Below are 23,813 nucleotides of genomic sequence, written 5' to 3' on the forward strand. Positions count from 1 at the left end.
CATAATCGTTCTTCGGGTTCGAGCACCACGCTGTCGGTTAATTATGAAGGATGGAGGTCAGGAGAACCGGCCGACCGCCTCGTCCGCGTCAGCGACCGTGCCGGCCGCCTCGCGCTTGCCGGCGGCGGACTTCGCCACCGCGTAGGCCTGCACGGCGAAGTAGCCCGCCCAGAGGAGGTAGCCGCCGGTCCCGCTTCCGATGATCGTCGGGACCGTCCGAAACGCCGTGAGGCCGACCCGGTTGAGCCACGTCCCGATGAGGAGGACGCTGAAGTAGCCGTAGAAGCCCGTCGCCCACCACATGCCGACGACGCGCGCCCAGCCGGGTTGGACGTGTTCGGGGAGCCGCGTCGTGTTCATCACGAGGACGAGCGCGGTGTAGGGCCACATCATCACGCCGGACATCGCGGCCCCGACGACGAGGAAGAAAAACGGCTCTTGGCCCTCGAACGGCGAGCTAAACAGGAGGATGATGACGACGCCCCAGACGCAGAAGGCGGTGAGGAGCCGCCAGAACAGCTTCGGGAGGTCCCAGCCGGCCTCCCGGCCGTAGGACTCGTAGAGGGCGTCGGCGCTGTTGCGGACGAACGACTCGACGATGGCGTACTCGGTGGTAAACAGCGCGACGAAGAGGACGGCGAAGACGAGGAAGGAGCCGACCGGGCCTAAAAGCGGGACGACATCGCCGAGCCACATCTGGATGGCGTTGGCGGTCGACCCCGAGGCGTAGCGCATGGCGACGCTCATCAGCGCGGGGGCGACGAGGAGCAGGCCGAACGCGAACGTGAGCAGGTGTTCGAGTTGGACGACGCGCCACCAGCCGCGCCAGCGGCGGAGGTTCGTCAGCGTCGGGCGGAACGCGAAGCCGTCGCGCTCGATGGGTTCGGGGTCGTCGCCGCGGAGCGGGTTCTTCACGCGCCCCTGATAGTTGCCCATGCCGTAGCCCTTCTCCCGCATCCAGAGGCTCTGGGAGAGGTTCAGATAGCCGCCCGCGCCGGCGAAGGCGAGGCCGCCGAGGAAGACCGCGATATCGAGGCCCTCGGGGAGCGTTCCGACCGACCCCGCGGCCGCGGGGAGGTCAGCGAACTCGACCCACGAGCCGGTGACGGCGACGAGCAGCAGGGCCGCGCCGATGGCGACGAACAGGAGGCCGATTTGGAACACCTCGACGGCGTTGTACATGACCGACGACACCTGATACGACAGCCAGATGACGCCCATGAGGGCGGCGGCGACGAGTTTCCACGTCGCGAGCGACGCGCCGAACAGCGCCACCGTCCCGTCGAGTCCGAGCGCCGTCGTGGCGACCTGCGCCGCGCCGGCGGCCCACCCGGGCCAGCCGAGGCTGATGAGCCCGCCGACGAGGAACGCCCACGGCCAGTACGACCCCACGCGTGCGAACGCGCGGAAGATGCTCTCCCCGGTGGCGAGCGTCCAGCGCTGAAGCTCCGTGTTGATGAGAAACTGCGTGAAGACGCCGACGACGAACGCCCAGAACACCGCCCAACCGTACTGCGCGGTCAACACCGGCCAAAAGAGCGTCTCGCCGCTCCCGAGCGACGCCCCGAGCATGATGGCCGAGGGGCCGACGACGTGGCCGACCCGCGGGACGCGCGGGAGGTCAGCGAGGCGGAACGACCCGCCCTCGCCCGATTCGGGGTAGTCGTCCGAGTCGTCGGACTCCTCTAACCCCTCGTAGCGAAGCGGGAGATACCACGTCCCGCGGTACTGTTTTCCCTCGACCTCGGAGGCGTAGACGTCGTCGCCGCCGGCGACGCTCGGTTCCGTCGAAGGCGCGGACTCCGAAGGGTGCGTGTTAGACTCGTCCGAGTCGTCGAGCGCGTCCGACCGCGCGGACCCGTCGGCGTCGGAACCGGGTCGACCGTCGCTCACGAGACGAGACCCCCCGGAACGACACTATCGGACGGCGAATCGCTTGACATCGATGCGTTTGCCGGAATTGTGGCCCGATGGTGTATAAATTCGTAGGGTGGCTGTCGCGTTCGAAAACCGGACTACCCGCCGAGGAAGTGCCAGATGTGGCCGCGCTCTTCCGGCGGGTCGACGCCGGGCAGTTGCTTGAGCGCCGGCTGAATCGCGTTCCACCAGCCCTCGGCGGACTCGAAGCCGGCGGGGTAGTCGTGGTACACGTCCCGCAGGAAATCCGCCTTCTTCGCCTCCGGGTGATCGGTGAGATACTGGTACGCCGCCGACAGCGCCTCGCGGCGAGCGTCGAGCATCGGGCCGCTCCCCGGCAGGTCGGCGCGCTCGATGGCCGACGAGACGGCGGGCGGGTGGTCGAGGTCGTCAGAACCGTCGGCCTCGGCCTCGTCCGTGGCCGCGGTTTCGGCGGTCGAAGCCGAGTCAGTCGAGTCGGCGGCCCGCCCCGCAGTCGGCTCCCCGCGGGCGGGCATCGGAATCCAGAACACCCGGCTCCGAGCGCCGACTTTCCGGGTCGCGAGGTCGCCGCGTGCTTCGAGTTCGTTCAGTTTGTTGTGCGCGGTACGCCGCGAGCAGTCGAGCGCCTCCATCACGTCGGTGGCGGTCAGGGGGCGAGCGGCGTCGTCGCGCGCCTCGAACACCTCCAAGACGGCATCCAGCGAGATGCGTCCCACGTACTGTCCGTGCTCGTTTCGAGAGCGCGCGCGAGACTCATCGCCCATGAGAATTCCTTTTCACACGACTGCATAAGCCTTTGTACACGAGTGAATCACCAGTTCATTCGTGTGTTGTAGCCGTGAAATACGTATGTGGCGGCTATTTCGAGAATCGATTTTCCAAAATCGGCTCCGAACGCGAATCGACAGGATAGACCATGTGAAACCCAAAATCGGGGTTTAATCGCGTATTTGGCGCAGTATCTACGACTGTACTGGGTTGTGTACTTCGGGTAAGACGACACCAACCGAGATGTCACGAATAGCGACGAACGATAGATATATATCACAAAAGTTGTGTAGCGGATTCCACGATGCACCGCATCAGGCACGAATCTGGAACGGCACAGGCTGGAACGAACTGCGGAGGTGTGCGGCATGGTTAGCGCGACGAACGCGCTCATCGCACTGCTCCCGCTCATCACCATCGCCTATCTGATGGTCGGGCGGTACTGGCCCGCGACGCGGGCGATGCCCGTCGCGTGGGTCGTCGCAATCGGAGCCGGCGTCCTCGGCTGGGGCATGACGCCGCAGTGGATTATCGCCTCGACCATCAACGGCTTCATCACCGCCTCGAACATCCTGTACATCGTCTTCGGCGCGATTCTACTCCTGTACACGCTCAAGCAGACGGGCGCGTTCGACGCCATCAACAACGGCTTCGCCTCCATCAGCGAGGACCGCCGCGTGCAGGTCGTCCTGCTCGTGTTCCTCATGGGCTCGTTCATCGAGGCGGCCGCCGGCTTCGGCACGCCCGCGGCCATCGTCGGCCCGCTCCTCGTGGGCCTCGGCTTCCCGCCGCTCGCGGCCGTCGTGGTCGCGCTGACGGGGAACCTCATGGCCATCACCTTCGGCGCGGTCGGCACGCCGCTCATCATCGGGATGATAGACATCTTCGACGACGTGCCGGTCATCACGAACGCGCTCGACGCGCAGGGCATGGGCGTCGAACAGTGGGTCTCCGAAATCGCCGTCTTCGCGGCGATGAACCACGTCGTCGTCGGTATCGTGCTCCCCTTCATCGGCGTCGCCATGATGACGCGCTTCTTCGGCGAGGAGCGCTCCATCAAGCCGGCGCTCGAAGTGCTGCCCCTCACGCTGTTCGCGTGGGCGTCCTTCTCGGTGCCGTACTTCCTGACGGCCTACTTCCTCGGCCCGGTGTTCCCCGGCCTCGTCGGCGCGATGGTCGGCCTGCTGCTCACCGTCTCCGCACTCAAAGCCGGCTTCTTCCACCCCGACGAGGAGTGGGACTTCGCGCCGGAGAGCGAGTGGCCCGACCACTGGGTCGGTGACATCCAACCCGGCGAGACGAGCCAGCGCGGCGGCGCGGTCGCCGCCGACGGCGGAGCCGTCCAGCAGATGTCGCTGTGGAAGGCGTGGACGCCGTACGTCCTCGTCGCGGCGCTCCTCGTCGTCACCCGCGTGTTCGACCCGCTGACGAGCTTCCTCACGTCGAATCTCGTCTTCGAGTACGCCGACATCTGGGGTACGGAGTTGGCCGGCGACTTCCAACTGCTCTACCTGCCCGGCGCGGTGTTCCTCGTGGTCCACGCCGTCACCATCGGCCTCCACGACATGGACGCGAAACAGGTCAAAGCGACGTGGGCGGAGACCGTCGAGAAAGTCACCCCGGCGGTCGTCGCGCTGTTGTTCGCAGTCGCGACCGTCCAAATCATGCTCCAGTCGGGGAACGCCACGGGCACCGACAGCATGCTCATCGTCCTCTCGGAGGGGATGGCCGGCATCGCGGGCGGCGTCTACCCGTTCTTCGCCGCCTTCGTGGGCGCGTTCGGCGCGTTCCTCGCGGGGTCGAACACCGTCTCGGACATCCTGTTCGGGACCTTCCAGTACGGCGTCGCCGACCAAATCGGCACGCCGAAGACCGTCATGCTGGGCGCGCAGGCGGTCGGCGGGGCCATCGGCAACCTCATCGCCGTCCACAACGTCGTCGCCGCGCTCGCGGTCGTCGGCCTCGTCGGCGAGGAGGGCCGCGTCATCCGCCTCGAACTCATCCCGCTTCTGTACTACGGGACCGCGACCGGCGTCCTCACGCTCCTGTTCAGCTACGTGCTGTTCCCGGGCGTGTTCTGACCGGGGCCTCGAAGAACCGGCCCCGCCAGACCCGAATCGACTCGCAAACCACCCGCACGCGACCCGAACTGACGCCCGCCACCGGGTGTCTTTATCCGTTCACGCAAACCGACATACGACAGAGCTAATCAATGGCATCCAACACGCACGAACCGGCCACCGACCCCGCGCTCGCTGGCGATTACGACTACGTCAGCGACGACGTCGAGCGGCCGGGGCTGGTCGAAGACCTCGAATCCCTCGTCGAGGGCGACGTGCGCTTCGACACCTACACGAGAACGCTGTACGCGACCGACGCGTCGGCGTACGAGCAAGTCCCCATCGGCGTCGTCATGCCGACCTCGACGGCCGACGTGGCGGCGGTGATGGAGTACTGCGCCGACCGCGAGATTCCCGTCCTCCCCCGCGGCGGCGGCACGAGCCTCGCCGGCCAGACCGTCAACGAGGCCGTCGTCCTCGACCTCGTCCGCCACATGGGCGGCGTCGAGGAAATCGACCCCGAGGCGCGAACGGCCACGGCCGAAGCGGGCGTCCGCCTCGGCGAACTCAACGAGGAGCTCGCCCCCCACGGCCTGAAGTTCGCGCCCGACCCGGCGTGGGGCGACCGCTCCGCGCTCGGCGGCGCAATCGGCAACAACTCCACCGGCTCGCACTCGCTGAAGTACGGCAAGACCGACTACTACATCGAGGAGCTCGAAGTCGTCCTCGCGGACGGGACGGTGACGACGTTCGGCGAGGTGAGCGTCGACGAACTCCGCGAGGCCGGCGACCCCGACGGCGACCTCGAAGCGCGCGTCTACGCCGAAGTCGCGCGGATACTCGACGAGGAGGCCGACGAGATTTCCGAGCGCTTCCCCGACCTGAAGCGCAACGTCTCGGGCTACAACCTCGACATGCTCGTCGACGAGATGCGCGGCGAGCGCCGCACGCCCGACGACGCCGGCATCGACGAGGGCTGGGAGGCCGGCCGCGTCAACCTCGGTCGGCTCGTCGCCGGGAGCGAGGGCACCCTCGGCATCGTGACGAAGGCGACCGTCTCGCTGGAGGAGATTCCGAACACCGCGTCGGTGGCGCTTCTCACCTACGACGACGTCATCGACGCGATGCACGACGTGGCCCCCATCCTCGAACACGAACCCGCCGCCGTCGAGGTGATGGACGACGTGCTGCTCGACCTCGCGCGGGACACCGCCGAGTTCGCGGACGTGGTCGGGATGCTCCCCGAGGGCACGGACTCGACGCTCCTCGTGGAGTTCTACGCCGACTCCGACGAGGCGGGGAAACAGAAGGTGGCGAACCTCATCGAAGACCGCGTCATCGACCCCGACGGGACCGAGTTCGCCCCCGACGAGGGGTCGGCCTCGGTGACCGAAAACGAGCGCCGCGCGACCGACTTCATGGAGGCCCACGACGCCGACACCCGCGCGAAGTTCTGGAAGATGCGCAAGTCGGGGCTGCCGATTCTCCTCGGTCGAACGACCGACGAGAAACACATCGCGTACATCGAAGACACCGCCATCCCCGCCGAGAACCTCCCGGCGTACGTCTCTGACTTCCAGGACATCCTCGACGAACACGACACCTTCGCGTCGTACTACGCCCACGCCGGACCGGGCGTCCTGCACATCCGCCCGCTCGTCAACACGAAGACCGCCGAGGGCGTCGAGACGTTCGAGGCCATCGCCGACGAGGTGACGGACCTAGTCGTCAAGTACGGCGGCTCCGTCTCGGGCGAACACGGCGACGGCCGCGCGCGGACCCAGTGGAACCGCAAACTGTACGGCGACCGCCTCTGGAACGTCTTCCGCGACCTCAAGACCGCGTTCGACCCCGACTGGCTCCTGAATCCGGGGAACATCTGCGGCGATTACGACATGACCGAGAACCTCCGGTTTTCGCCCGACTACGAGTTCGACGCCGGCTTCGAGCCGGCGCTGAACTGGGACAACGACAACGGGTTCGAGGGCATGGTCGAACTCTGTCACGGCTGTGCCGGCTGTCGCGGCCAGCAGTCCACGGTCGGCGGCGTCATGTGCCCGACGTTCCGCGCCGCCGAAGAGGAGATTCAGGCGACCCGCGGACGCGCCAACATGCTCCGGCAGGCGATGAGCGGCGGCCTCCCCGAAGACGAGATGTTCACCGACGAGTTCGTCGACGAGGTGCTCGACCTCTGTGTCGGCTGTAAGGGCTGTTCGAAGGACTGCCCCAGCGAGGTCGACATGGCGAAGATGAAAGCCGAGGTCGTCCACGAGTACCACCAGCGCAACGGCTCCAGCCTCCGCGACAAACTGTTCGCCAACATCGACTCGCTGTCCAAACTCGGGTCGGCGTTCGCCCCGCTCGCCAACGCGGCGACGAAGGTGCCGGGCGCGCGGACGCTCATGGAGAAGACCGTCGGCATCGCCAAGGAGCGCACGCTCCCGACGTTCCACTCGACGAGCTTCGTGGACTGGTTCGAGAGCCGCGGCGGGGCCGGCGTCCCGGAGGCGGAGGCCGACCGCAAGGCGCTGTTGTTCCCCGACACCTACACGAACTACAACCACCCCGAGGTCGGCAAGGCAGCCGTGAAGGCGCTTGAGGCCGCGAACGTCCACGTCCGGATTCCGGAGGGCGTCGCCGGCTCCGGCCGGCCGCCGCACTCGAAGGGCTTTCTCGACAAGGCCCGCGCCGACGCCGAGCAGAACGTCGAGGTGCTCGCGCCCTACGTCGAGGAGGGGTGGGACATCGTCCTCTGTGAGCCCTCCGACGCGGTGATGTTCCAGTCGGACTACCTCGACTTGCTCTCCGGCGACGACGTGGAGGCCGTTTCGGCCAACGCCTACGGCGTCATGGAGTACGTCGACGCGTTCCGGCTGGACGAGTCGCTGTCGTTCCGCCCGCAGGACGACTCCCTGACGTACCACGGCCACTGCCACCAGAAGTCCACGAAGAAGGACCACCACGCGGTGGGCGTCCTCCGCCGCGCCGGCTTCGAGGTGGACCCGCTGGACTCGACGTGCTGCGGGATGTCCGGGTCGTTCGGCTACGAGGCCGAGCACTACTCCATGTCGAAGGCCATCGGGAACATCCTCGAAGGCCAAGTGGCCGAGAGCCCCGGCGACGTGGTCGTCGCCCCCGGCGCGTCCTGCCGGACGCAACTCGAAGACATGGACGGCGCGACCGACGACCCGCCGCACCCCGTCGAGATGCTCGCGCGCGCCATCGACGCGTAAGCGACGCGACGGCGACGCTCCGACGGCGCGGCACTGCGGAGCCCGACTCGGACGCGACACGGGTCGCAGTCTTCCCTCGTTTTTCGTCGCAGATACGTTTAGGGCGCTCGGCGGCCAACCGCGGGACGACCGAGATGCGAGGAATGCCATGACACCGATGGAACTCGACGACGTGCGCGTCGACGCGTACATGACGACCGGCGTGGAGACGGTCGGGCCCGACGCGTGGGTCACGGACGTGGTCGACCGACTCAAAGCCGGCCCGCAGTACGGCGGCCTCCCGGTCGTCGACGACGAAGACCACCTCCTCGGGTTCGTCGGCGCGATAGACCTCTTGGAAGTCAACGGCGACGTGCGGGTCGAGTCGGTGATGAGCCGCGACCTCGTGGTCGTCCGCCCGGAGATGACGGTGAAGAACGCCGCGCGCGTCATCTTCCGCACCGGCCACCAGTTCCTGCCCGTCGTCGACGACGACCGAGTGTTGCTCGGCCTGTTTTCGAACGGCGACGCGGTGCGGAGCCAAATCGAGCGGACGACGCCCTCGAAGGTCCAGAGCACCCGCGAGATGCTCGAACGGACCCACGACACGTCCATCGGCGTCGGCGAGCGGGAAGTCGAAGTGGGCTCGCTGATTCCGACCCAGCGGGAGGTGTACGGCGACGAACTCGAAGGGCGGAAGTACGAACTCCAGAACGGCCTCGCGGAGCCGCTCATCGTCGTCTCGCACGGCCCCGAGACGCTGCTCGTCGACGGTCACCACCGGGCGATGGCCGCGAAGCGACTCGATATCGACCGGATGCTCGCGCACGTGCTCACGGTCTCGCCGGAGGAGGTCGACGAGTTGGGCCTGCGCCGGATGGCTCGCGTCGGGGGCCTCCGGTCGCTCGCTGACGTGGAGGTCAACGACTACCTCCAACACCCGCTCATCGAGAAGACCGAACAGTAGGCGGACGCGAAGCGAGGAAGCGAAACCGGTGAGTCAGTGGTCGGTGGGTGCGGCGGGCTACTCGTCGAGGTCGTCGAGCGCGTCGCCGAAGGCTTCGAGGCCGGTTTCCATCGCCTCGGGGTCGCCGCCCAGCGAGATGCGGAACGACTCCGGCGCGTCGAAAAATCGGCCGGGAACGACGAGGACGCCGCGGTCCCACGCGGCGTCGACGACCGCGTCGCCGTCGGCCGAGGCGTGGTCGAGGAAGGCGAACGTCCCGCCGGCGTGGATGCGCCCGTCGAGTTCGTCGCGGTCAGCGACGAACGTCGCCAGCAGGTCGTGATTCGCCGAGAGGTGTTCGCGGGCGGCGGCCTCTATCTCGTCGCCGTGGTGGAGCGCGCGCCGGGCGAGTTTGGTGCTCGGCTCGGCGACCGCGGGCAGGTACATCGACGCCGAGCGGGCGCGCTCGACGACCTCCTCGGGGCCGATAATCCAGCCGACGCGGAGGCCGCCGAGGCCGTAGAACTTCGTCAGCGACCCGGTGACGACGGTGTTGTCGAGGCCGGACGCCGTGGTGCCGCCGAAGGGACCGTCGGCGGCGGGGTCGACGAAGGGCGCGTACACCTCGTCGACGAGGAGGTAGCCGCCGGCGTCGGCCGCGGCCGACGCGACCTCTGCGAGTTCGGCGCGCGGCGTGAGTTTTCCCGAGGGGTTGTGGCGGTTAGTGACGATGGCGTAGGCGAAGTCGTCGGTCGATGCCCCGTCGAGGCGGTGCGGTTCGAGTTCGTAGTCGTACTCCGGCGGCCGGACGAAACGGTCGACGCGCGCGCCGAGCGCCTCCGACGTGGCCACGAGCGGCTGGTAGCCGGGCTTTTCCACGAGTACCTGCGGGCGCGAGGCGTCGGAGTCGTCGCCGCCGTCGCCGTCTTCGTCGTCGCCGGACGCAAGTTCGAGAAGCGCGCAGGCGGCGAGGAAGTTCGCGTTCGTCGCGCCCGCGGTGACGAGGACCGACGACTCGGAGACGCCGTAGCGCGCCGCGAGCTGACCGCTGAGCGTCGCGTCTTCGGGGTCTGAGCGACCGGCGAGAACCGGCGGGACGAGGTCGTCACCGCGCCGGGAGGAGCCGAGGTCGCTCGTCGCGAGGTCGTGGGTGGCCTCGTCCACCCGGTCGACAATCCACTCCAGATAGGGGATTCCGGGAAACGTCGTCGTCATTGGGACCCCTTCGCGGCCGCCCCCGTAAGTCGTTGGGGTCTCGGGAACATCGGCTGCCGGCGGCGGGTCGTCAGGGTTCGTCGCCCGGCGGCCGGGGGAGCGGCGAGGCGTCCGACCGCCAGTCTTCGATGCGCCGGCTGGCCCACGACACCGCCGGCCGCGAGTCGTTGTAGATGACGCCCGCGAGACCTCGCTCGGAGTACGCGACCAGGAACGCGACGGGGCCATCCGGGAGGTCCGAAACGACGAGGCTGTACGGAAGCGCCGCGGTCGACCGAAGGGAAAAAGAGTCAACCGACCACGCCTCGGCGAGCTGCGGTCGATAGGCGGTGACGAGGCGTTGGACCACGTCGTCGGTGGCGACGATGTCGACCGGCGTGCCGTCGTTGACGACGGCCCGATAGTAGGCGTCGACCTGCGAGGGGAGCGCTCCCCGGACGCACCCGCGGACCGATTCCGCCTCCTCGACGAGGGACGTGAGCTTCGAGAGCGCGCGTCCGGAGCCGCCGTCGGCGACGGGGACGACCTCACAGCCGTCGAGGAACACCGGCGCGAGCGGCGCGTCCGAATCGAGCGCGTCGAGCACCGCGGCGGCGGCGTCGATGTCGTCCAAGCACTCGACGAACTGCGAGTACGTTTCGAGCGCCATGCGGCCGGCGAGCGTCGAGTAGTGGACGGCGTCGCGCGTCTCGACGAAGCCCGCGCGCTCTAGCTCGCGGAGGCCGCGGTCGACGGTCGACCGCGACACCGGGAGGTCGCTCGCGAGTTCTGCGGTCGTTCGAGACTGTCGAACGACGGCCTCGAGCACGTCGGCCCGCGACGCGAGCACGTCGAACACCCCGGCGACCTCGGACCGAACCATGTCGAACTGCATGAACGTGTCACTACTTAAGTCACAGGAGACCCCGCCGTCTACATATAAATAAACGAATTATTTTTATACTCGAAATCACGGACTGAGTGAGTGATGCGATGGGTGAAGTAAAGCGTGTAGCCGGAGTATGGAGGTATGCCGGGGTGCCTCTGACAACCGGCTTAACGTTCGAACCGGGGTGCCCGGTCCGGTTCGGACATTAGAAGGGGAAGACATTCCCCTTCACATTTTGCTTCGAAACGCTGCTTCGACGAGCGGCGTCACCGTCTCGACCGAGTCGCCGCGCGCGAGGTGCGCGTCGCACGAACAGTCCGACGAGCCGAAGCCGTCGATTGGGGTCGACCCGAGCGACGACGCGAGTTCGGTCGCGACCGAACACTCCACATCGCGGTCGGTGACGCAGACGACGCGCGCGAGGTCGACGGCCGGATGGCCGCCGAGGTAGTCGACGTGCCAGTGGCGAGCGTCGTGGTCGCCGGCCGCGACGCGCCGGTGGCGGCGGACGCGGCGTAAGCCGCCGGTTCCGAACGCGCTCCCGACGTAGACGTACGCACCGGCCGAAAAGCGGTGTTCGCCCAGCGCGCCGACCTCGACGGTCGCCTCGGGCGCGTCGAAAACGAGCGCGTAGGTTCCGACGGGCGACCGAGAGCCGAGCGCCAGCGGGTCGTCGTCGGTGCCGAGGACCGCGGGGTCGAGCGAGTGGACTGTCGGATTCTCGTCGGTCGGCTTCCGCGGGTCGCTCATCGAGTGACGAACGTCGCCCCGACTACGAAAGTTCGGCGGGTCGTGGCTCGGCGTTATCGAGGAGGGGCGCAAACAGGTCGGCTGCGTCGGGTTCGAGGTCGGAGACGCTGTGGACGTCGTCGGGGTCGCGGCCGCGGCCGCTGGCGACGCCGACGACCTTGGCGATTCTGTCGTAGTTGTCGCGGACGAGACTGCCGAGAAGGCCGGGCATCCCGGCCCGGTCGGTGAGTTCTTTGGCGGCGGCGCGGCCGGCGTAGACGCGGTCCTCCCGGCGGTCGACGAGGACCATGGCGAACGGCACGTCCGCGAACTGGGCGTCGAGAAACGCCTGCGCCGCGTCGTCGTACCACGAGATAGCTTCCACTTCGTCGAGGCGCTTCAGCGCCGACGCGGCGACGGAACAGTAGGCGCACTCGCCGTCGTAGATGAGCACGGCATCCGCGGACTCGTTCATACCTTTCGTCGGGACGCGAAGAACAAAAACGGCGCGGCGGGCGTGGCGTGTGCTATCAGTTACGGCCTGCGACAGCGTTAGGGCGACCACGTCCGCAGTAGACGTGTGGACGACCTCATCGAGTGGCTTCGGACCAGACCGTACTACGAGGGGCAGATTCGGTCCCACCGCCGGTTCGAGGCGCGCGAGCCGGCGTTCGCCGGCGTGGACCTCGAACCGCGGTTGGCGTCGGCGCTCGAAGACCGCGGCATCGACCGACTCTACCGGCATCAGGCCGAGGCGGTCGAGGCGGTCCGCGACGGGGACAACGTCGTGTTGGCGACGCGGACCGCGAGCGGCAAGAGCCTCGCGTACACCGTGCCGGCGTTCGAGCGGGCGATGGACCACGGCGGGCGGACGCTCTATCTCGGCCCGCAGAACGCGCTCGTCGCCGACCAACTCGACACGCTGTCGGAGCTCGCCCGGGGCCTCGGCTTCGGCAGTCGCGTCTCGGTCGACCAGTACACCGGCCGGCTGTCGAAATCCGAGAAGCGCGAGGTGAGAAAGCGGATGCCGACGGTCCTGCTTTCGAACCCCGACATGGTTCACTACGCGCTGCTCCCGCACGCCCACCGGCTGTGGGAGTGGTTCTTCTCCTCGCTGGAGACGGTCGTCATCGACGAAGTCCACGGCTATCGCGGGGTGTTCGGCAGCCACGTCGCCCTGCTCCTCCGGCGGCTCAAGCGCGTCTGCGAGCGGTTCGGGGCCGACCCGCAGTTCGTCTGCTGTTCGGCCACCATCGGCAACCCCGTGGAACACGCCGCGCGCATCACCGGCGAGCGGGCGGACTCCTTTGCGCTCGTGGACAAGGACACGAGCGGGACCGGCGAGACCAACTGGCTCCTCTGGAACCCACCGGAGTACGACAACCCCGACGCCGGCGGGTCGGGACGGCGGCGTTCGGGCCACGTCGAGACCAAGAACCTCTTTGTCGACCTCGTCGCGCGCGGTCACCAGACGCTGGCGTTCACCCGCGCCCGACAGGCCGCCGAGCGGTACGCCTCCGAGAGCGCGAGCGACCTCAGAAGCCGCGGCGAACACGCGCTCGCAGGCGAGGTGGCGGCGTATCAGGCCTCGCTGACCCACGACCGGCGACGGGAGATAGAGGCCGGCCTCCACGACGGCGACATCGCGGGCGTCTGGAGCACCAACGCGCTCGAACTCGGCGTCGACGTGGGCGGCCTCGACGTGGTGCTCATCGACGGCTACCCCGGCACGCGGATGTCCGCGTGGCAACAGGCCGGACGGGCGGGCCGCGGCGACAGACCCGCCTTGGTCGTCCTCGTCGGCGGCGAGGACCAACTCGACCAGTACCTGATGCACCACCCCGCCGAGTTCTTCGACGGCGACCCCGAACGCGCCGTCTCCGACCCGGAAAACGACCATCTCCTCCCGTCACACGTCGCCTGCGCCGCCGCGGAGAACTGGCTCTCGACGGAAGACGAATCGAAGTTCGGCGCGTCGTTCCCCGGTATCGTCTCCGACCTCGAAGCCGACGGGACGCTGGCGCGTCGGGAGACCGACGACGGCCTCCGGTGGACCCACGACGGGGGCGAGAGCCCGCAGCACGCGATGAGCCTCCGAACCATCACCGACCGCGAGGTGCAACTGATGGACTCGCGGAACGACGAGACCATCGCCACGCTGGCGTTCGACGACGCGCTTCGGGACGCCCACCCGGGCGCGGTCTACCACCATCAGGGCCAGACGTACGAGGTCGCGGAGTTGGATTTGGACCGCGACGTGGCCCGCCTCCAGCCGACGTGGGCGGACTACTACACCCGCGTCCTCCACGACAAACACATCACGGTCGAGCGGGACATCCTGTCGAAACCGCTGTCGGCGCGGTCCGACGTGGAGGTCCGGTTCGCGGAGGTGACGATGCGAAAGCAGATAACGGGGTTCGAGCGCCGCGACCCGAAGCGCGGGACGACCATCGGCCAGCAACCGCTCGACCTCCCGGAGACGAGCCTGCGGACGAAGGCGCTGTATTTCACCGTGCCCGGCGACGTGGAATCGGAGATGCGCGAGCTATCGAGCGACCGCGCGGAGGGCCGCGACTACGGCTTCAACGGCGGCATCCACGCCGCGGAACACGGGATGATTTCGCTGTTTCCGCTCCGGCTGCTCTGTGACCGCGGCGATATCGGCGGGCTCTCGACGCCGTATCACGCCCACACCGACCAGTCGACCATCTTCATCTACGACGGCCACCCCGGCGGGGTCGGCATCACGCGCGCCGGCTACGACATCGTCGAGGGACTGATGCGCCAGACGGCCGAGTTGATTTCGGACTGCGACTGCGAGGACGGCTGTCCCTCCTGCGTGCAGTCGCCGCAGTGCGGGAACGCGAACGACCCGCTGGCGAAAGCCGAGGCGGTCCTGCTGTTGGAGTCGCTGACGGGGACGCGGGACTGAAGCGGACGGTCGGGCGTGAATCGCCCGCCCTCGACGGCCCGACGGATTAATTATCACTATATCGGCATTTCAGGGCCGCTATTTCGAACCAACAGCTATTTTTGGGTTGCCTAAATCCATAGGAGCAATGAACGCGGATATCTGTGTTATCGTCCCGACTATCCGGGAGTACGAGTGCATGCGGGCGTACTTCGACAACGCGCGGGCACACGGTTTCGATCTCGACCGGCTGTTCGTCCTCCTCGTGACCGAGGACTTCTGCGACACCGAGGGGATGGCGTCGATGCTGGACGACGAGGGGGTTTCGGGCGCGGTTTTCGACGGGGCGGCCCGCGAGGAGTGGTACGACGACCACGACATCTCGGAGTACTCGCATCTCGTTCCGGCGGCGAGCCACGCCCAGACGAGCTTCGGCCTGCTCTACATGTGGGCGCACTCCGAGTTCGACTACGGCGTCTTCATCGACGACGACACGCTCCCGCACGACGAGTGGGACTTCTTCGGTCGCCACATGGCGAACCTCGACCGCACCGACGAGGTGGAGTCGGTGTCGAGCGACGAGCGTTGGGTGAACGTCCTCTACCAGAACGCCGACGAACACGGGCTGTACCCCCGCGGCTATCCCTACTCCGCGATGGACGAGACGGTCGAGACCGGGACGCGCGAACTCCGCGACGTGGTGGCCTCGCAGGGGCTGTGGACGAACGTTCCCGACCTCGACGCGGTCCGTATCCTGATGGACGGCGACCTCGAAGGGCAGGCCCAGACTCGGACGGACTTCGACGACTTCGACGGCGACTTCGTCGCCGAACCGGGGCAGTACCTCACCGTCTGCTCGATGAATCTCGCGTTCGAGCGCGAGGTCATCCCGGCGTTCTACCAGCTCCCGATGGACGACAACGAGTGGGAGGTCGGCCGATTCGACGACATCTGGTCGGGCGTGTTCCTCAAGCGCGCCGCCGACGTGCTCGGGAAAGACATCGTGACGGGCTACCCGCTGTGCGAGCACAACAAGGCCGCACGGCCGACGTTCGACGACCTCAACAACGAGGTACCGGGTCTCGAACTCAACGAGCACCTCTGGGGAGTCGTCGACGCGGTCGGCGGGGATGCCGACAGCTACGCCGGCGTCTTCGAGGCGATGGCCGACGCCCTCGCCGACGGCGACTGGTCCGACTACCGCAACGGCGACTTCTTTAATTACGTCGGCGAGCACATGCGCGACTGGCTGGACTGCCTCGACGCGCTCGCCGCACCGCGGGCCGCCGCGCCGGCCGACGACTGAGTGAGCGACGGCGAACGCCACCCCGCGCCGCCGCGGGAGAAATCTGACCCGTGGCCCGCGATTCGGCCGCTTCGCCCGACGAATCGGTAGGTATAAATGGTTTAGGGAGACCTAAATTCACATATGCACGAACGAGACCGAGAGCCTCGCGGCCACAGTCGTCGGCGGTTCATCGCGACGACGGCGGCCCTCGGGGTCGGCGCACTCGCCGGGTGTACCGGCGGAAGCGACGAGGAGACGGAAACGACGACCGAATCCAGTACGAACGAGTCGGTCGGGCAGATTGGGTCCGGGCGCTCGCCGTTCGGTGACCGCGACATCACCGGCGGCGTGTCCGTCACGGAGATGCCGGACCTGTCGGGCGAACTCACGCTCTACTCCGGGCGCGGGCAGGCGCTCGTCGGTGAGCTTATCACCTTCTTCGAGGAGTACTACGACGACTTCACCATCCGGCCGCGGTACAACTCGGCGGCCGAACTGGTCAACCAGATTCAGACCGAGGGGCAGAACAGCCCCGCGGACGTGTTCTTCTCGGTCAACGCCGGCTCGCTCGGCGCGCTGAAGGACGCCGGTCGCACGCAGGACCTCCCGAGCGAGGTGCTCGACCTCGTCCGCGACGAGTTCCACGACCCCGACGGCCAGTGGACCGGGACCTCCGGTCGCGCCCGGACCGTCCCGTTCAACACCGACCAGTTCGACGAGTCGGGCATCCCCGACGACATCATGGCCTTCCCGGACACGGAGGCGTTCCGCGACAACATCGGCTGGGCACCGACGTACTCCTCGTTCCAGGCGTTCATCACGGCGATGCGCGTCCTCGAAGGCGAGGACGCCACGAGAGAGTGGCTCCAGGGGATGCAGGACCTCGGCGTCACGGAGTACAACAACGAGTTCCTCGTCTCGCAGGCCGTCGCGGACGGCGAAATCAACGCGGGCTTCGCCAACCACTACTACATCCAGCGCATCCTCGCGGGGCGGCCGAACGCGCCGCTTTCGACCGCGTTCACCGCGGGCGACGCCGGCTCGATTTTCAACGTCGCGGGCGCGCTCGTCCTCGACACCGCCGACGACACCGAGTTGGCCAGCAACTTCGTCCGCCACCTGCTTTCGGCCGAGGCGCAGGACTACTTCGCGCGGACCACCTTCGAGTACCCGCTGGTCTCGGGCGTCGACCCCATCGGCGAACTGCCGAGCATCGACGAACTCAGCCCGCCCGAGGGTCTCGACCTGACGCAGCTTTCGGACCTCGAAGGAACCGTGGAACTCTTGCGTGAGGTGGGCGTTCTCTGAGGTAGCTCACTCATGGCGACCGAACAGCAGACGGGGACCGGTGGGGGAGACGACGAGCAACCGCTCGGCCTGACCGTCGCGAGCGGGGCCGTCGCCGCCGCCGTCGTCGTCCCGCTGTTGTGGCTCGTCAGGACCGCGCTCGACGTGGGGTTCGCCGAGGCGGTGGCGCTCGTCACCCGGCCGGCGACCGTCGAGGTGTTCCTGAACAGCGCCGTCCTCGTCACGCTCGTCACCGCCGCGTGTATTGGTCTGGGCGTCCCGCTGGCGTATCTTACCGTCCGGACCGACCTGCCGTTCAGACGCTTTTGGACCGTCGTCGTCTCGCTCCCGCTCGTCATTCCGAGCTACATCGGCGCGTTCGCGTTCGTCTCGGCGTTCGGCCCGCAGGGCGCGTTTCAGCGACTGTTAGCTCCCCTCGGTATCGAGTCGCTCCCGGAGATTTACGGGCTACCCGGTGCCGTTTTGGTGCTGACGCTCTACACGTACCCGTACGTGTTCATCACCACCCGGGCCGCGCTGAAGTCGATGGACACCACGCTCATCGACGCCGCGCGGACCCTGAACCACAGCCGCTGGGAGGCGTTCAAACGGGTGACCGTCCCCCAGATTCGCCCGGCGGTCGCCGCCGGCTCGCTCTTGGCGGCGCTGTACGTCCTCTCGGACTTCGGCACGCCGGCCATCATGCGGTTCGACGCCTTCACCCGCGTCATCTACGTCGAGTTCGGGACGTTCGGCCGCGACACCGCGACGCTCCTGTCGCTCCAACTGGTCGCCGTGACGCTCCTCATCTTGACCCTCGAATCGAAGATTCGGGGCGACGAGCGCACGACGACCGGCGGGCGCTCGGGAGCCCCGATGCCCCTCGGCCGATGGAAGTACCCGGCGCTGGGCTTCGCGGCGCTCGTCGCCACCGTCGGGCTCCTCGTCCCGCTCGGCATCCTCTTTACGTGGCTCGCGCAGGGCGTCGCCGCGACGAGCGGGTCGCTCGCGTTCCAGCCGGAGTACGCGCTTAACTCGGTCCTCGTCGCGGCCGCGACCGCTGGCGCGGCGACGCTCGCCGGCCTCCCCGTCGCCTACCTCGCCGCCCGGCACCCCTCGCGGCTGAGTTCCGTCTTCGAGCGCGCGACCTACGTCGGCTACGCGGTGCCGGGCGTCGTTCTCGGGCTGGCGCTCGTCTTCTTCGGCAGTTCGTACGCGACGCCCATCTACCAAACGCTCTATCTCCTCGTGTTCGCGTACGTTATCCGCTTTCTCCCGCAGGCCATCGGGTCGCTCCGGGCGTCGTTCCTCCGGGTCGACCCCGCGCTCCCGGAGGCGGCGCGGACGCTCGGCGAGACCCCGTCGGGGGCGTTCCGTCACGTCACGCTCCCGCTCGTCGCGCCCGGCCTGTTCGGCGGCGCGGCGCTCGTCTTCCTGACCACGATGAAGGAACTGCCCGCGACGCTCCTGCTTCGCCCCTCGGGGTTCAGCACGCTCGTGACCCACATCTGGACGGCCTACGAGCAGGGCTACTTCGGTCAGGCCGTCGTGCCCGCGTTCATCCTGCTTTTCGTCTCCGGGCTCTCGATGCTCGTTATCATCACGCAAGAGGGATACGATGTCAAATAGCACACTCTCGACCACCGACCGCTCGAACCGCGCGAAAGCCACCGACCCCGAGACCGACGACGCGGACGCCGGCGGCGTCCTCGAACTCGACGGCGTCTCGAAGTCCTACGGCACCGAGTCGGTCATCGACGACCTCTCGCTCAGCGTCGAGGAGGGCGAGATTCTCACGCTGCTCGGGCCGTCGGGCTGCGGGAAGACGACGACGCTCCGGCTCATCGCCGGCCTCGACCGCCCCGACGGGGGCGAGGTCCGACTGAACGGAAACGTCGTCTCCGGCGGCGACACCTTCCGCGCGCCCGAAGAGCGCGGCGTCGGCGTCGTCTTCCAGGAGTTCGCGCTGTTCCCGCACCTCACCGCGGCCGAGAACATCGCGTTCGGCCTGAAGGACCGCAGTGAGTCCGAGCGCGACGAGCGCGTGGCCGACCTCCTCGACCTCGTGGGACTGGAGACCCAAGGCGACAGCTACCCCGACGAGCTCTCCGGCGGCCAGCAACAGCGGGTCGCCCTCGCCCGCTCGCTCGCGCCGGAGCCGGCTATTCTGCTCCTCGACGAGCCGTTCTCGAACCTCGACGTGGACCTCCGCGTCCAGATGCGCGAGGAGGTCCGCCGCATCCTCAAGGAGGCCGGCGTGACGGCCGTCTCCGTCACCCACGACCAGGAGGAGGCGATGTCCATCTCCGACCGCGTGGCCGTGATGAACGACGGCGACCTCGAACAGGTGGGCGAACCGGAACAGGTGTTCCAACATCCCGAATCGCGCTTCGTCGCCGGCTTCCTCGGCTACGCCGGGTTCCTGCCGGGACGCATCGCGGGCGACGCGGTCGAGACCGAACTGGGGACGGTCGGCCGCGACCAGATTCACGGCCTCGCGCCCGAGTACGACGACACGGACATCGACATCCTCGTCCGCCCCGACGACGTGTCGGCCCATCCCTGCGACGGCGGCGGCGACGGCCACGGCAAAGTCGTCGGCAAGCGCTACCTCGGGCCGACAATCCTCTACGAGGTCGAACTCCACGGCGGCGACACCCTGCTGTGTATGCACAACCACGACGAGACCGTCCCGACCGACGGCTGCGTCGAGGTGACGCTCGACGCCGGCCACGAACTCGCGTGGTTCCCGCGCGAACAGCGCCCCGAGAGCGGCCGCTACTCGGACTGAGGATGGGCCGGCGAGACTCGAACACGGGCAGCTCCCTCCCGCTTGGCGAACGCGTGCGAGCCGCAGTCCGGGGGCTCGCGTTCGACTTCGACGTCACTATCGACATCGACCGAACCCGGACGCAGCGGCGACTCGCAGCGCTCTGTGTCTCGCTTCTGGTCGGGCTCGTCGTGACGTGGCTCGCGGTCGACCTCTTTCCGTACCACACCGTCAACGACGACGAGGGCGTCTACCTCACGCAGGCCGCGATGCTCCTCGAAGGCAAGCTGTTTCTCTATCCCGGGGAACTGACCGAAGCCGTCAGGCCGTGGTTCTTCGTGGTACAGGAGACGCCGAGCGCCCCCGGCGGCGTCCAGCTCTACTCGAAGTACTCGCCGGCGGTGCCGGCGCTGTTCGCGGTCGGCCTCGCGGTCGGGCTTCCGAACCTCGTGTTGGGCGCTATCGCCGCGATATCCGCCGCGCTGGTCTACACGCTCGCGGCCGACACGTTCGACCGGACGACCGGCGTCGTCGCGGCGGGCCTGCTCGGCCTCTCGCCGCTGTTTCTACTCACGTCGTCGACGTTCCTCGCGTACGCGCCGACGACGATGCTCAACCTCGGCTTCGCCGTCTGCTACGTCCGGGCCGCCCGCCGCGACTCCTCGGGCTACGCCGTCGTCGCCGGCGCGCTCGTCGGCGCGGCGTTTTTCGCCCGCCCCTACACCGCCGTCCTGTTCGCGCTGCCCTTCATCGCCCACTCGCTGTGGGCGCTGGCGACCGCCCGCCGCGCGGGGACCGGCTGGGTCGTCCTCCGTCGGTACGCCGCCATCGCGCTCCCCGGCCTCGCGTTCGTCGGCCTGACGCTCGCCTACAACGCCGTCGTGACGGGCGACCCGCTCACGTTCCCCTACATCGCCTTCGCCCCGCGGGACGGCATCGGCTTCGGAGAGCGGGCAATCCTCGGCTACGAAGTCGTCTACACGCCCGCGATGGGCGTCGAGACCGCCGCCGAGGCGCTCGACCTGCTCGTGACGCAGTGGGGGCCGATGGGCTGGCTCGGCACCGTCGCCGCGGTGGTCGGCCTCGGCGTCACCGCCCGCCGCTGGTGGAATCACAAGACCGGCCGGAACCTCCGCGGGAGCGCGAGACGCCGACACCACGGACTCGGCGGCCGCGACCGCGCGTTCACCGAACTCTCCGACGACGCCCTCGCCTGCGTCGTCGCGGGCGTGTTCGCCTCGGTGTTCCTCGGCAACGCCGCCTTCTGGGGAACGCACAACGGCCTCCGAAACGGCCTCATCGACCTCCTCGGCCCGTTTTACCACTTCGACGCGCTCGTCCCGCTCGCGGTGTTCGGCGCGGCCGGCGTCGTCGCCGGCGCTCGCCTCCTCCGTCGGCTGGCCCACCGTCGCTTTTCGGCTTCGGAGGCCCGCGGCGTCGTCTTCTCGGTGCTTCTCGTGTCGGCGCTGTTCGCGGGCGGCGTGACGGTCGGCGCGGTCGAAGACCCCTACGACGAAAACCGGCTCCGAACGGAGAACCTCGCGGCGACCTACGAACCGCTCCTCGACGCCGGCTTCGAACAGCCGCCGCTGACCCCGTCCGTGCCGGGCGTCGACGCCGGCGGTCTCGGGGGCGGTGACGACGGTCTCGGCATCGGCGGTGGCTCGGCCGCGGCGGGCAACGAGACGAAGGCGCTCGTCTTCCACCCCGACCCGTACGGCGACTGGTCGGCCCATCCCTTCCAAGCGCTCCGCAACGACCCCGGCTTCGACGGCCCGGTGATGTACGCCATCGACGGCGGGGCCGAACGGGACTTCGCGGTCCTCGACACGACGAACCGGACGCCGTATCGCTTCACCTATCGGGGGACGTGGACCGGAGCTGTTGACCCCGTCGAACCCGAACTGACCCGACTCGACGTGCTCGCTGGCGAGCGGGTCGACGCGACGACGACACTCGGCGCGCCCGAGGGGACGAACACGGCGTCGGTCCGCGTCGAGACCGACGAGGGCTACGCCCGCTACGACGCGACGACGGCCGAGAACCTGACCGTCGAGTGGTCGGTTTCGTCGGCGGGCGTGGCCGTGACGAATCGACCCCTGGCTGCCGGTCCAGAACGGCTGTCGGTTCCGCCGGGCGCGAGCGAGGTCGACCTCGTAGTGACCTATATCGGTGACTTCGGTGAGACGGTTACGTACCGACAGACCGCGACGGTCGAGCGCTCCGGCGACGAGGTGCGCGTCGTCTGGCCGCCGGAGACCCGCGTCTGCCGGCTGACCACCGACTGCGGGAGCGAGCGCGAGTGGGTCGGCCCCGACGGCGACTACCTCGACGGCGTCTCGGTCGAGACCGACGCGCGCGTCGCCTGAGGCGAGCATCGAAAGCCGGCGGCTCGCGGGCAGTCGGTCGGTCGAAAAAATGAAACGTCGCAGTCGCGGTCGGCCGCTCAGTCGTCGGCCGGGCCGGTCGAGCCCGACGAGCCGAGGAAGCCGTCGACGGTCGCGCGCTTCGCGATGTGCGGGCGGTAGACCCACGCGTTCAGGAGGACGATGGGAACCATCGTCGCCGCGACGAGCGCGTAGCCGACGTGCAGGTTCGGCAGGAGCACCGACGAGTAGACGAGCGGGTAGGTGATGCCGCCGATGGTGCCGACGCCGCCGACGACGCCCGCGACGGCCCCGGAACTGTTGGGGAACATCGCGGGAACCTGCGCGAAGATAGCGCCCTCAGCGAACGCGCAGGCCATGCCGACCATGAAGCCGGCGGCCACCGCGATGAGGACGGTCCCCGAGAGGCCGGCGAGCGTCATCACGAGCATGGAGACGACGATGAACGAGAGCGCCACGAACGTCCACTGCTCGCGGTAGCGACCCTCGAACACGGGCAGGATGTCCATCTCCTTGCGCGCCAGCACGTCGCTGACGTAGCCGCCGATAGGCCGGAGCAGGCCGGCCGCGATGGAGAACGTGGCCGCGAACGTGCTCGCGAGAACGAGGTTGTTCGTGTTGAACGCCTCGCGGTAGTAGGTGGCGAGCCAGCCGTTCATCGAGAGTTCGAGGCCGAAGCTCATGACGTAGGCGAGCGCGAGCGCGACGGTCCCGTACCGGGTCGCGGTGTGGACCCACTGCTTGAGCGTCGCGTTGTCGGCGGTCGCCTGCCGGCGCTCCTTGCTCGACGCCGCCTCGCCGAGGACGTAGTAGGCGATTGCGAGCAGAATCGAGACGACGCCGGTGTAGAAGAACGCCGCGCGCCAGTTGCTCTGGAACAGGGGGCCGCTCCAGTCGGCCCCGAACACGCGGGGCAGGATGAGCGCGCCGCCGGCGGCTCCGGCGTTCCCGATACCGGCGTAGACGCCCTCGGCCATGCCGAGGTTCTCCTCTTCGAACCACTCCGAGACGTGCTGGATACCGATGACGAACGTGATGCCCGCCGTGGCGACGATGAGGCGCTCGACGAAGAACACGGTGTAGCTCTCGGCGAAGGCGCTCGCCATCGAGAACACCCCGACGTAGCCGAGGACGATGGCGAACACCACCGGCGCGCCGAACTTGTCTGAGAGCCAGCCGGTGAGGATGCGGCCGAAGGGCGCGAGCCAGATTGCCGCGCTCGCGAGGATGCCGATTTCGGCCAGCGAAAGGCCGAACTCCTCAGCCATCGGTCCCGTAAAGGGTGCAAACGAGAACCAGATGAGGAAGGAGAAGTTGAACCCGATAGTGGCGAGAAGCAGCGTCCGCCACTTGGTCATCTTTACGAGTCCCATACACTATCCTCCGCAGAACATGCACAACCGTGCATAGTTCTACCATTTTCTTGCATTGGTTTGGACATCATGTAGCGAAACGCACAGAGCTATCATAGAA

General features: G+C 68.1%; 16 protein-coding genes. 9 read left to right on the forward strand and 7 right to left on the reverse strand.

Going from position 1 to position 23,813, the window contains the following annotated elements; genetic code table 11:
- Positions 1 to 57 precede the first annotated feature (57 nt).
- Both ACSR87_RS01070 and ACSR87_RS01075 read right to left on the reverse strand, forming a co-directional pair.
- Positions 58 to 1,893: an Nramp family divalent metal transporter gene (locus ACSR87_RS01070; RefSeq protein WP_498529205.1), complete on the reverse strand. Its 1,836-nt coding sequence runs from the start codon at positions 1,891 to 1,893 to the stop codon at positions 58 to 60.
- A gap of 122 nt (positions 1,894 to 2,015) precedes the next feature.
- On the reverse strand, positions 2,016 to 2,663 hold the full coding sequence (locus tag ACSR87_RS01075) for a helix-turn-helix domain-containing protein (protein ID WP_008578178.1): 648 nt from the start codon (positions 2,661 to 2,663) through the stop codon (positions 2,016 to 2,018).
- A gap of 372 nt (positions 2,664 to 3,035) precedes the next feature.
- Between ACSR87_RS01075 and ACSR87_RS01080 the strand changes: the two genes are divergently transcribed.
- The 3 genes from ACSR87_RS01080 (at position 3,036) to ACSR87_RS01090 (ending at position 8,906) form a co-directional block, all read left to right on the forward strand.
- On the forward strand, positions 3,036 to 4,748 hold the full coding sequence (locus tag ACSR87_RS01080; protein ID WP_498529206.1) for an L-lactate permease: 1,713 nt from the start codon (positions 3,036 to 3,038) through the stop codon (positions 4,746 to 4,748).
- A gap of 131 nt (positions 4,749 to 4,879) precedes the next feature.
- Positions 4,880 to 7,960: an FAD-binding and (Fe-S)-binding domain-containing protein gene (locus tag ACSR87_RS01085; RefSeq protein WP_498529207.1), complete on the forward strand. Its 3,081-nt coding sequence runs from the start codon at positions 4,880 to 4,882 to the stop codon at positions 7,958 to 7,960.
- Between the two features lie 157 nt (positions 7,961 to 8,117).
- The gene (locus ACSR87_RS01090) at positions 8,118 to 8,906 is read left to right on the forward strand and encodes a CBS domain-containing protein (RefSeq protein WP_498531011.1); all 789 of its coding nucleotides are present in this window, start codon (positions 8,118 to 8,120) and stop codon (positions 8,904 to 8,906) included.
- 57 nt (positions 8,907 to 8,963) lie between these two features.
- Here ACSR87_RS01090 and ACSR87_RS01095 read toward each other — a convergent pair whose 3' ends face one another.
- From ACSR87_RS01095 to ACSR87_RS01110, 4 genes are all read right to left on the reverse strand, one after another.
- On the reverse strand, positions 8,964 to 10,100 hold the full coding sequence (locus tag ACSR87_RS01095) for a pyridoxal phosphate-dependent aminotransferase (protein WP_498529208.1): 1,137 nt from the start codon (positions 10,098 to 10,100) through the stop codon (positions 8,964 to 8,966).
- Positions 10,101 to 10,170: 70 nt separating this feature from the next.
- A complete protein-coding gene (locus tag ACSR87_RS01100; RefSeq protein ID WP_498529209.1) occupies positions 10,171 to 10,974 on the reverse strand; it encodes a helix-turn-helix transcriptional regulator in 804 nt (267 codons plus the stop codon).
- Positions 10,975 to 11,196: 222 nt separating this feature from the next.
- The gene (locus tag ACSR87_RS01105; RefSeq protein WP_498529210.1) at positions 11,197 to 11,718 is read right to left on the reverse strand and encodes a GIY-YIG nuclease family protein; all 522 of its coding nucleotides are present in this window, start codon (positions 11,716 to 11,718) and stop codon (positions 11,197 to 11,199) included.
- Positions 11,719 to 11,740: 22 nt separating this feature from the next.
- A complete protein-coding gene (locus ACSR87_RS01110; protein WP_498529211.1) occupies positions 11,741 to 12,172 on the reverse strand; it encodes a DCC1-like thiol-disulfide oxidoreductase family protein in 432 nt (143 codons plus the stop codon).
- A 105-nt stretch (positions 12,173 to 12,277) separates the two neighbouring features.
- Here ACSR87_RS01110 and ACSR87_RS01115 point away from each other — a divergent pair, with 105 nt between their 5' ends.
- The 6 genes from ACSR87_RS01115 to ACSR87_RS01140 all read left to right on the forward strand — a co-directional run bounded on the left by ACSR87_RS01115 (position 12,278) and on the right by ACSR87_RS01140 (position 22,322).
- Positions 12,278 to 14,629 carry a DEAD/DEAH box helicase gene (locus tag ACSR87_RS01115; protein ID WP_498529212.1) on the forward strand — a complete coding sequence of 784 codons (2,352 nt, stop codon included), beginning with the start codon at positions 12,278 to 12,280 and terminating at the stop codon, positions 14,627 to 14,629.
- Between the two features lie 127 nt (positions 14,630 to 14,756).
- Complete coding sequence (locus ACSR87_RS01120; protein ID WP_498529213.1) at positions 14,757 to 15,914, forward strand: alpha-1 4-glucan-protein synthase; 1,158 nt, start codon at positions 14,757 to 14,759, stop codon at positions 15,912 to 15,914.
- A gap of 123 nt (positions 15,915 to 16,037) precedes the next feature.
- Positions 16,038 to 17,204, forward strand: coding sequence for an iron ABC transporter substrate-binding protein (locus tag ACSR87_RS01125; RefSeq protein ID WP_004063130.1), 1,167 nt, complete (start codon positions 16,038 to 16,040; stop codon positions 17,202 to 17,204).
- Positions 17,205 to 17,216: 12 nt separating this feature from the next.
- On the forward strand, positions 17,217 to 18,812 hold the full coding sequence (locus tag ACSR87_RS01130) for an ABC transporter permease (RefSeq protein ID WP_498529214.1): 1,596 nt from the start codon (positions 17,217 to 17,219) through the stop codon (positions 18,810 to 18,812).
- The gene (locus ACSR87_RS01135; protein WP_498529215.1) at positions 18,802 to 19,974 is read left to right on the forward strand and encodes an ABC transporter ATP-binding protein; all 1,173 of its coding nucleotides are present in this window, start codon (positions 18,802 to 18,804) and stop codon (positions 19,972 to 19,974) included. Before ACSR87_RS01130 ends, ACSR87_RS01135 begins: the two co-directional genes overlap by 11 nt.
- Before the next feature lie 2 nt (positions 19,975 to 19,976).
- A complete protein-coding gene (locus ACSR87_RS01140) occupies positions 19,977 to 22,322 on the forward strand; it encodes a DUF7846 domain-containing protein (protein WP_498529216.1) in 2,346 nt (781 codons plus the stop codon).
- Positions 22,323 to 22,399: 77 nt separating this feature from the next.
- Here ACSR87_RS01140 and ACSR87_RS01145 read toward each other — a convergent pair whose 3' ends face one another.
- Positions 22,400 to 23,698: an MFS transporter gene (locus tag ACSR87_RS01145; protein WP_008574575.1), complete on the reverse strand. Its 1,299-nt coding sequence runs from the start codon at positions 23,696 to 23,698 to the stop codon at positions 22,400 to 22,402.
- Positions 23,699 to 23,813 lie beyond the last annotated feature (115 nt).

The sequence above is a fragment of the Haloferax sp. SDI50 genome (assembly GCF_059802635.1).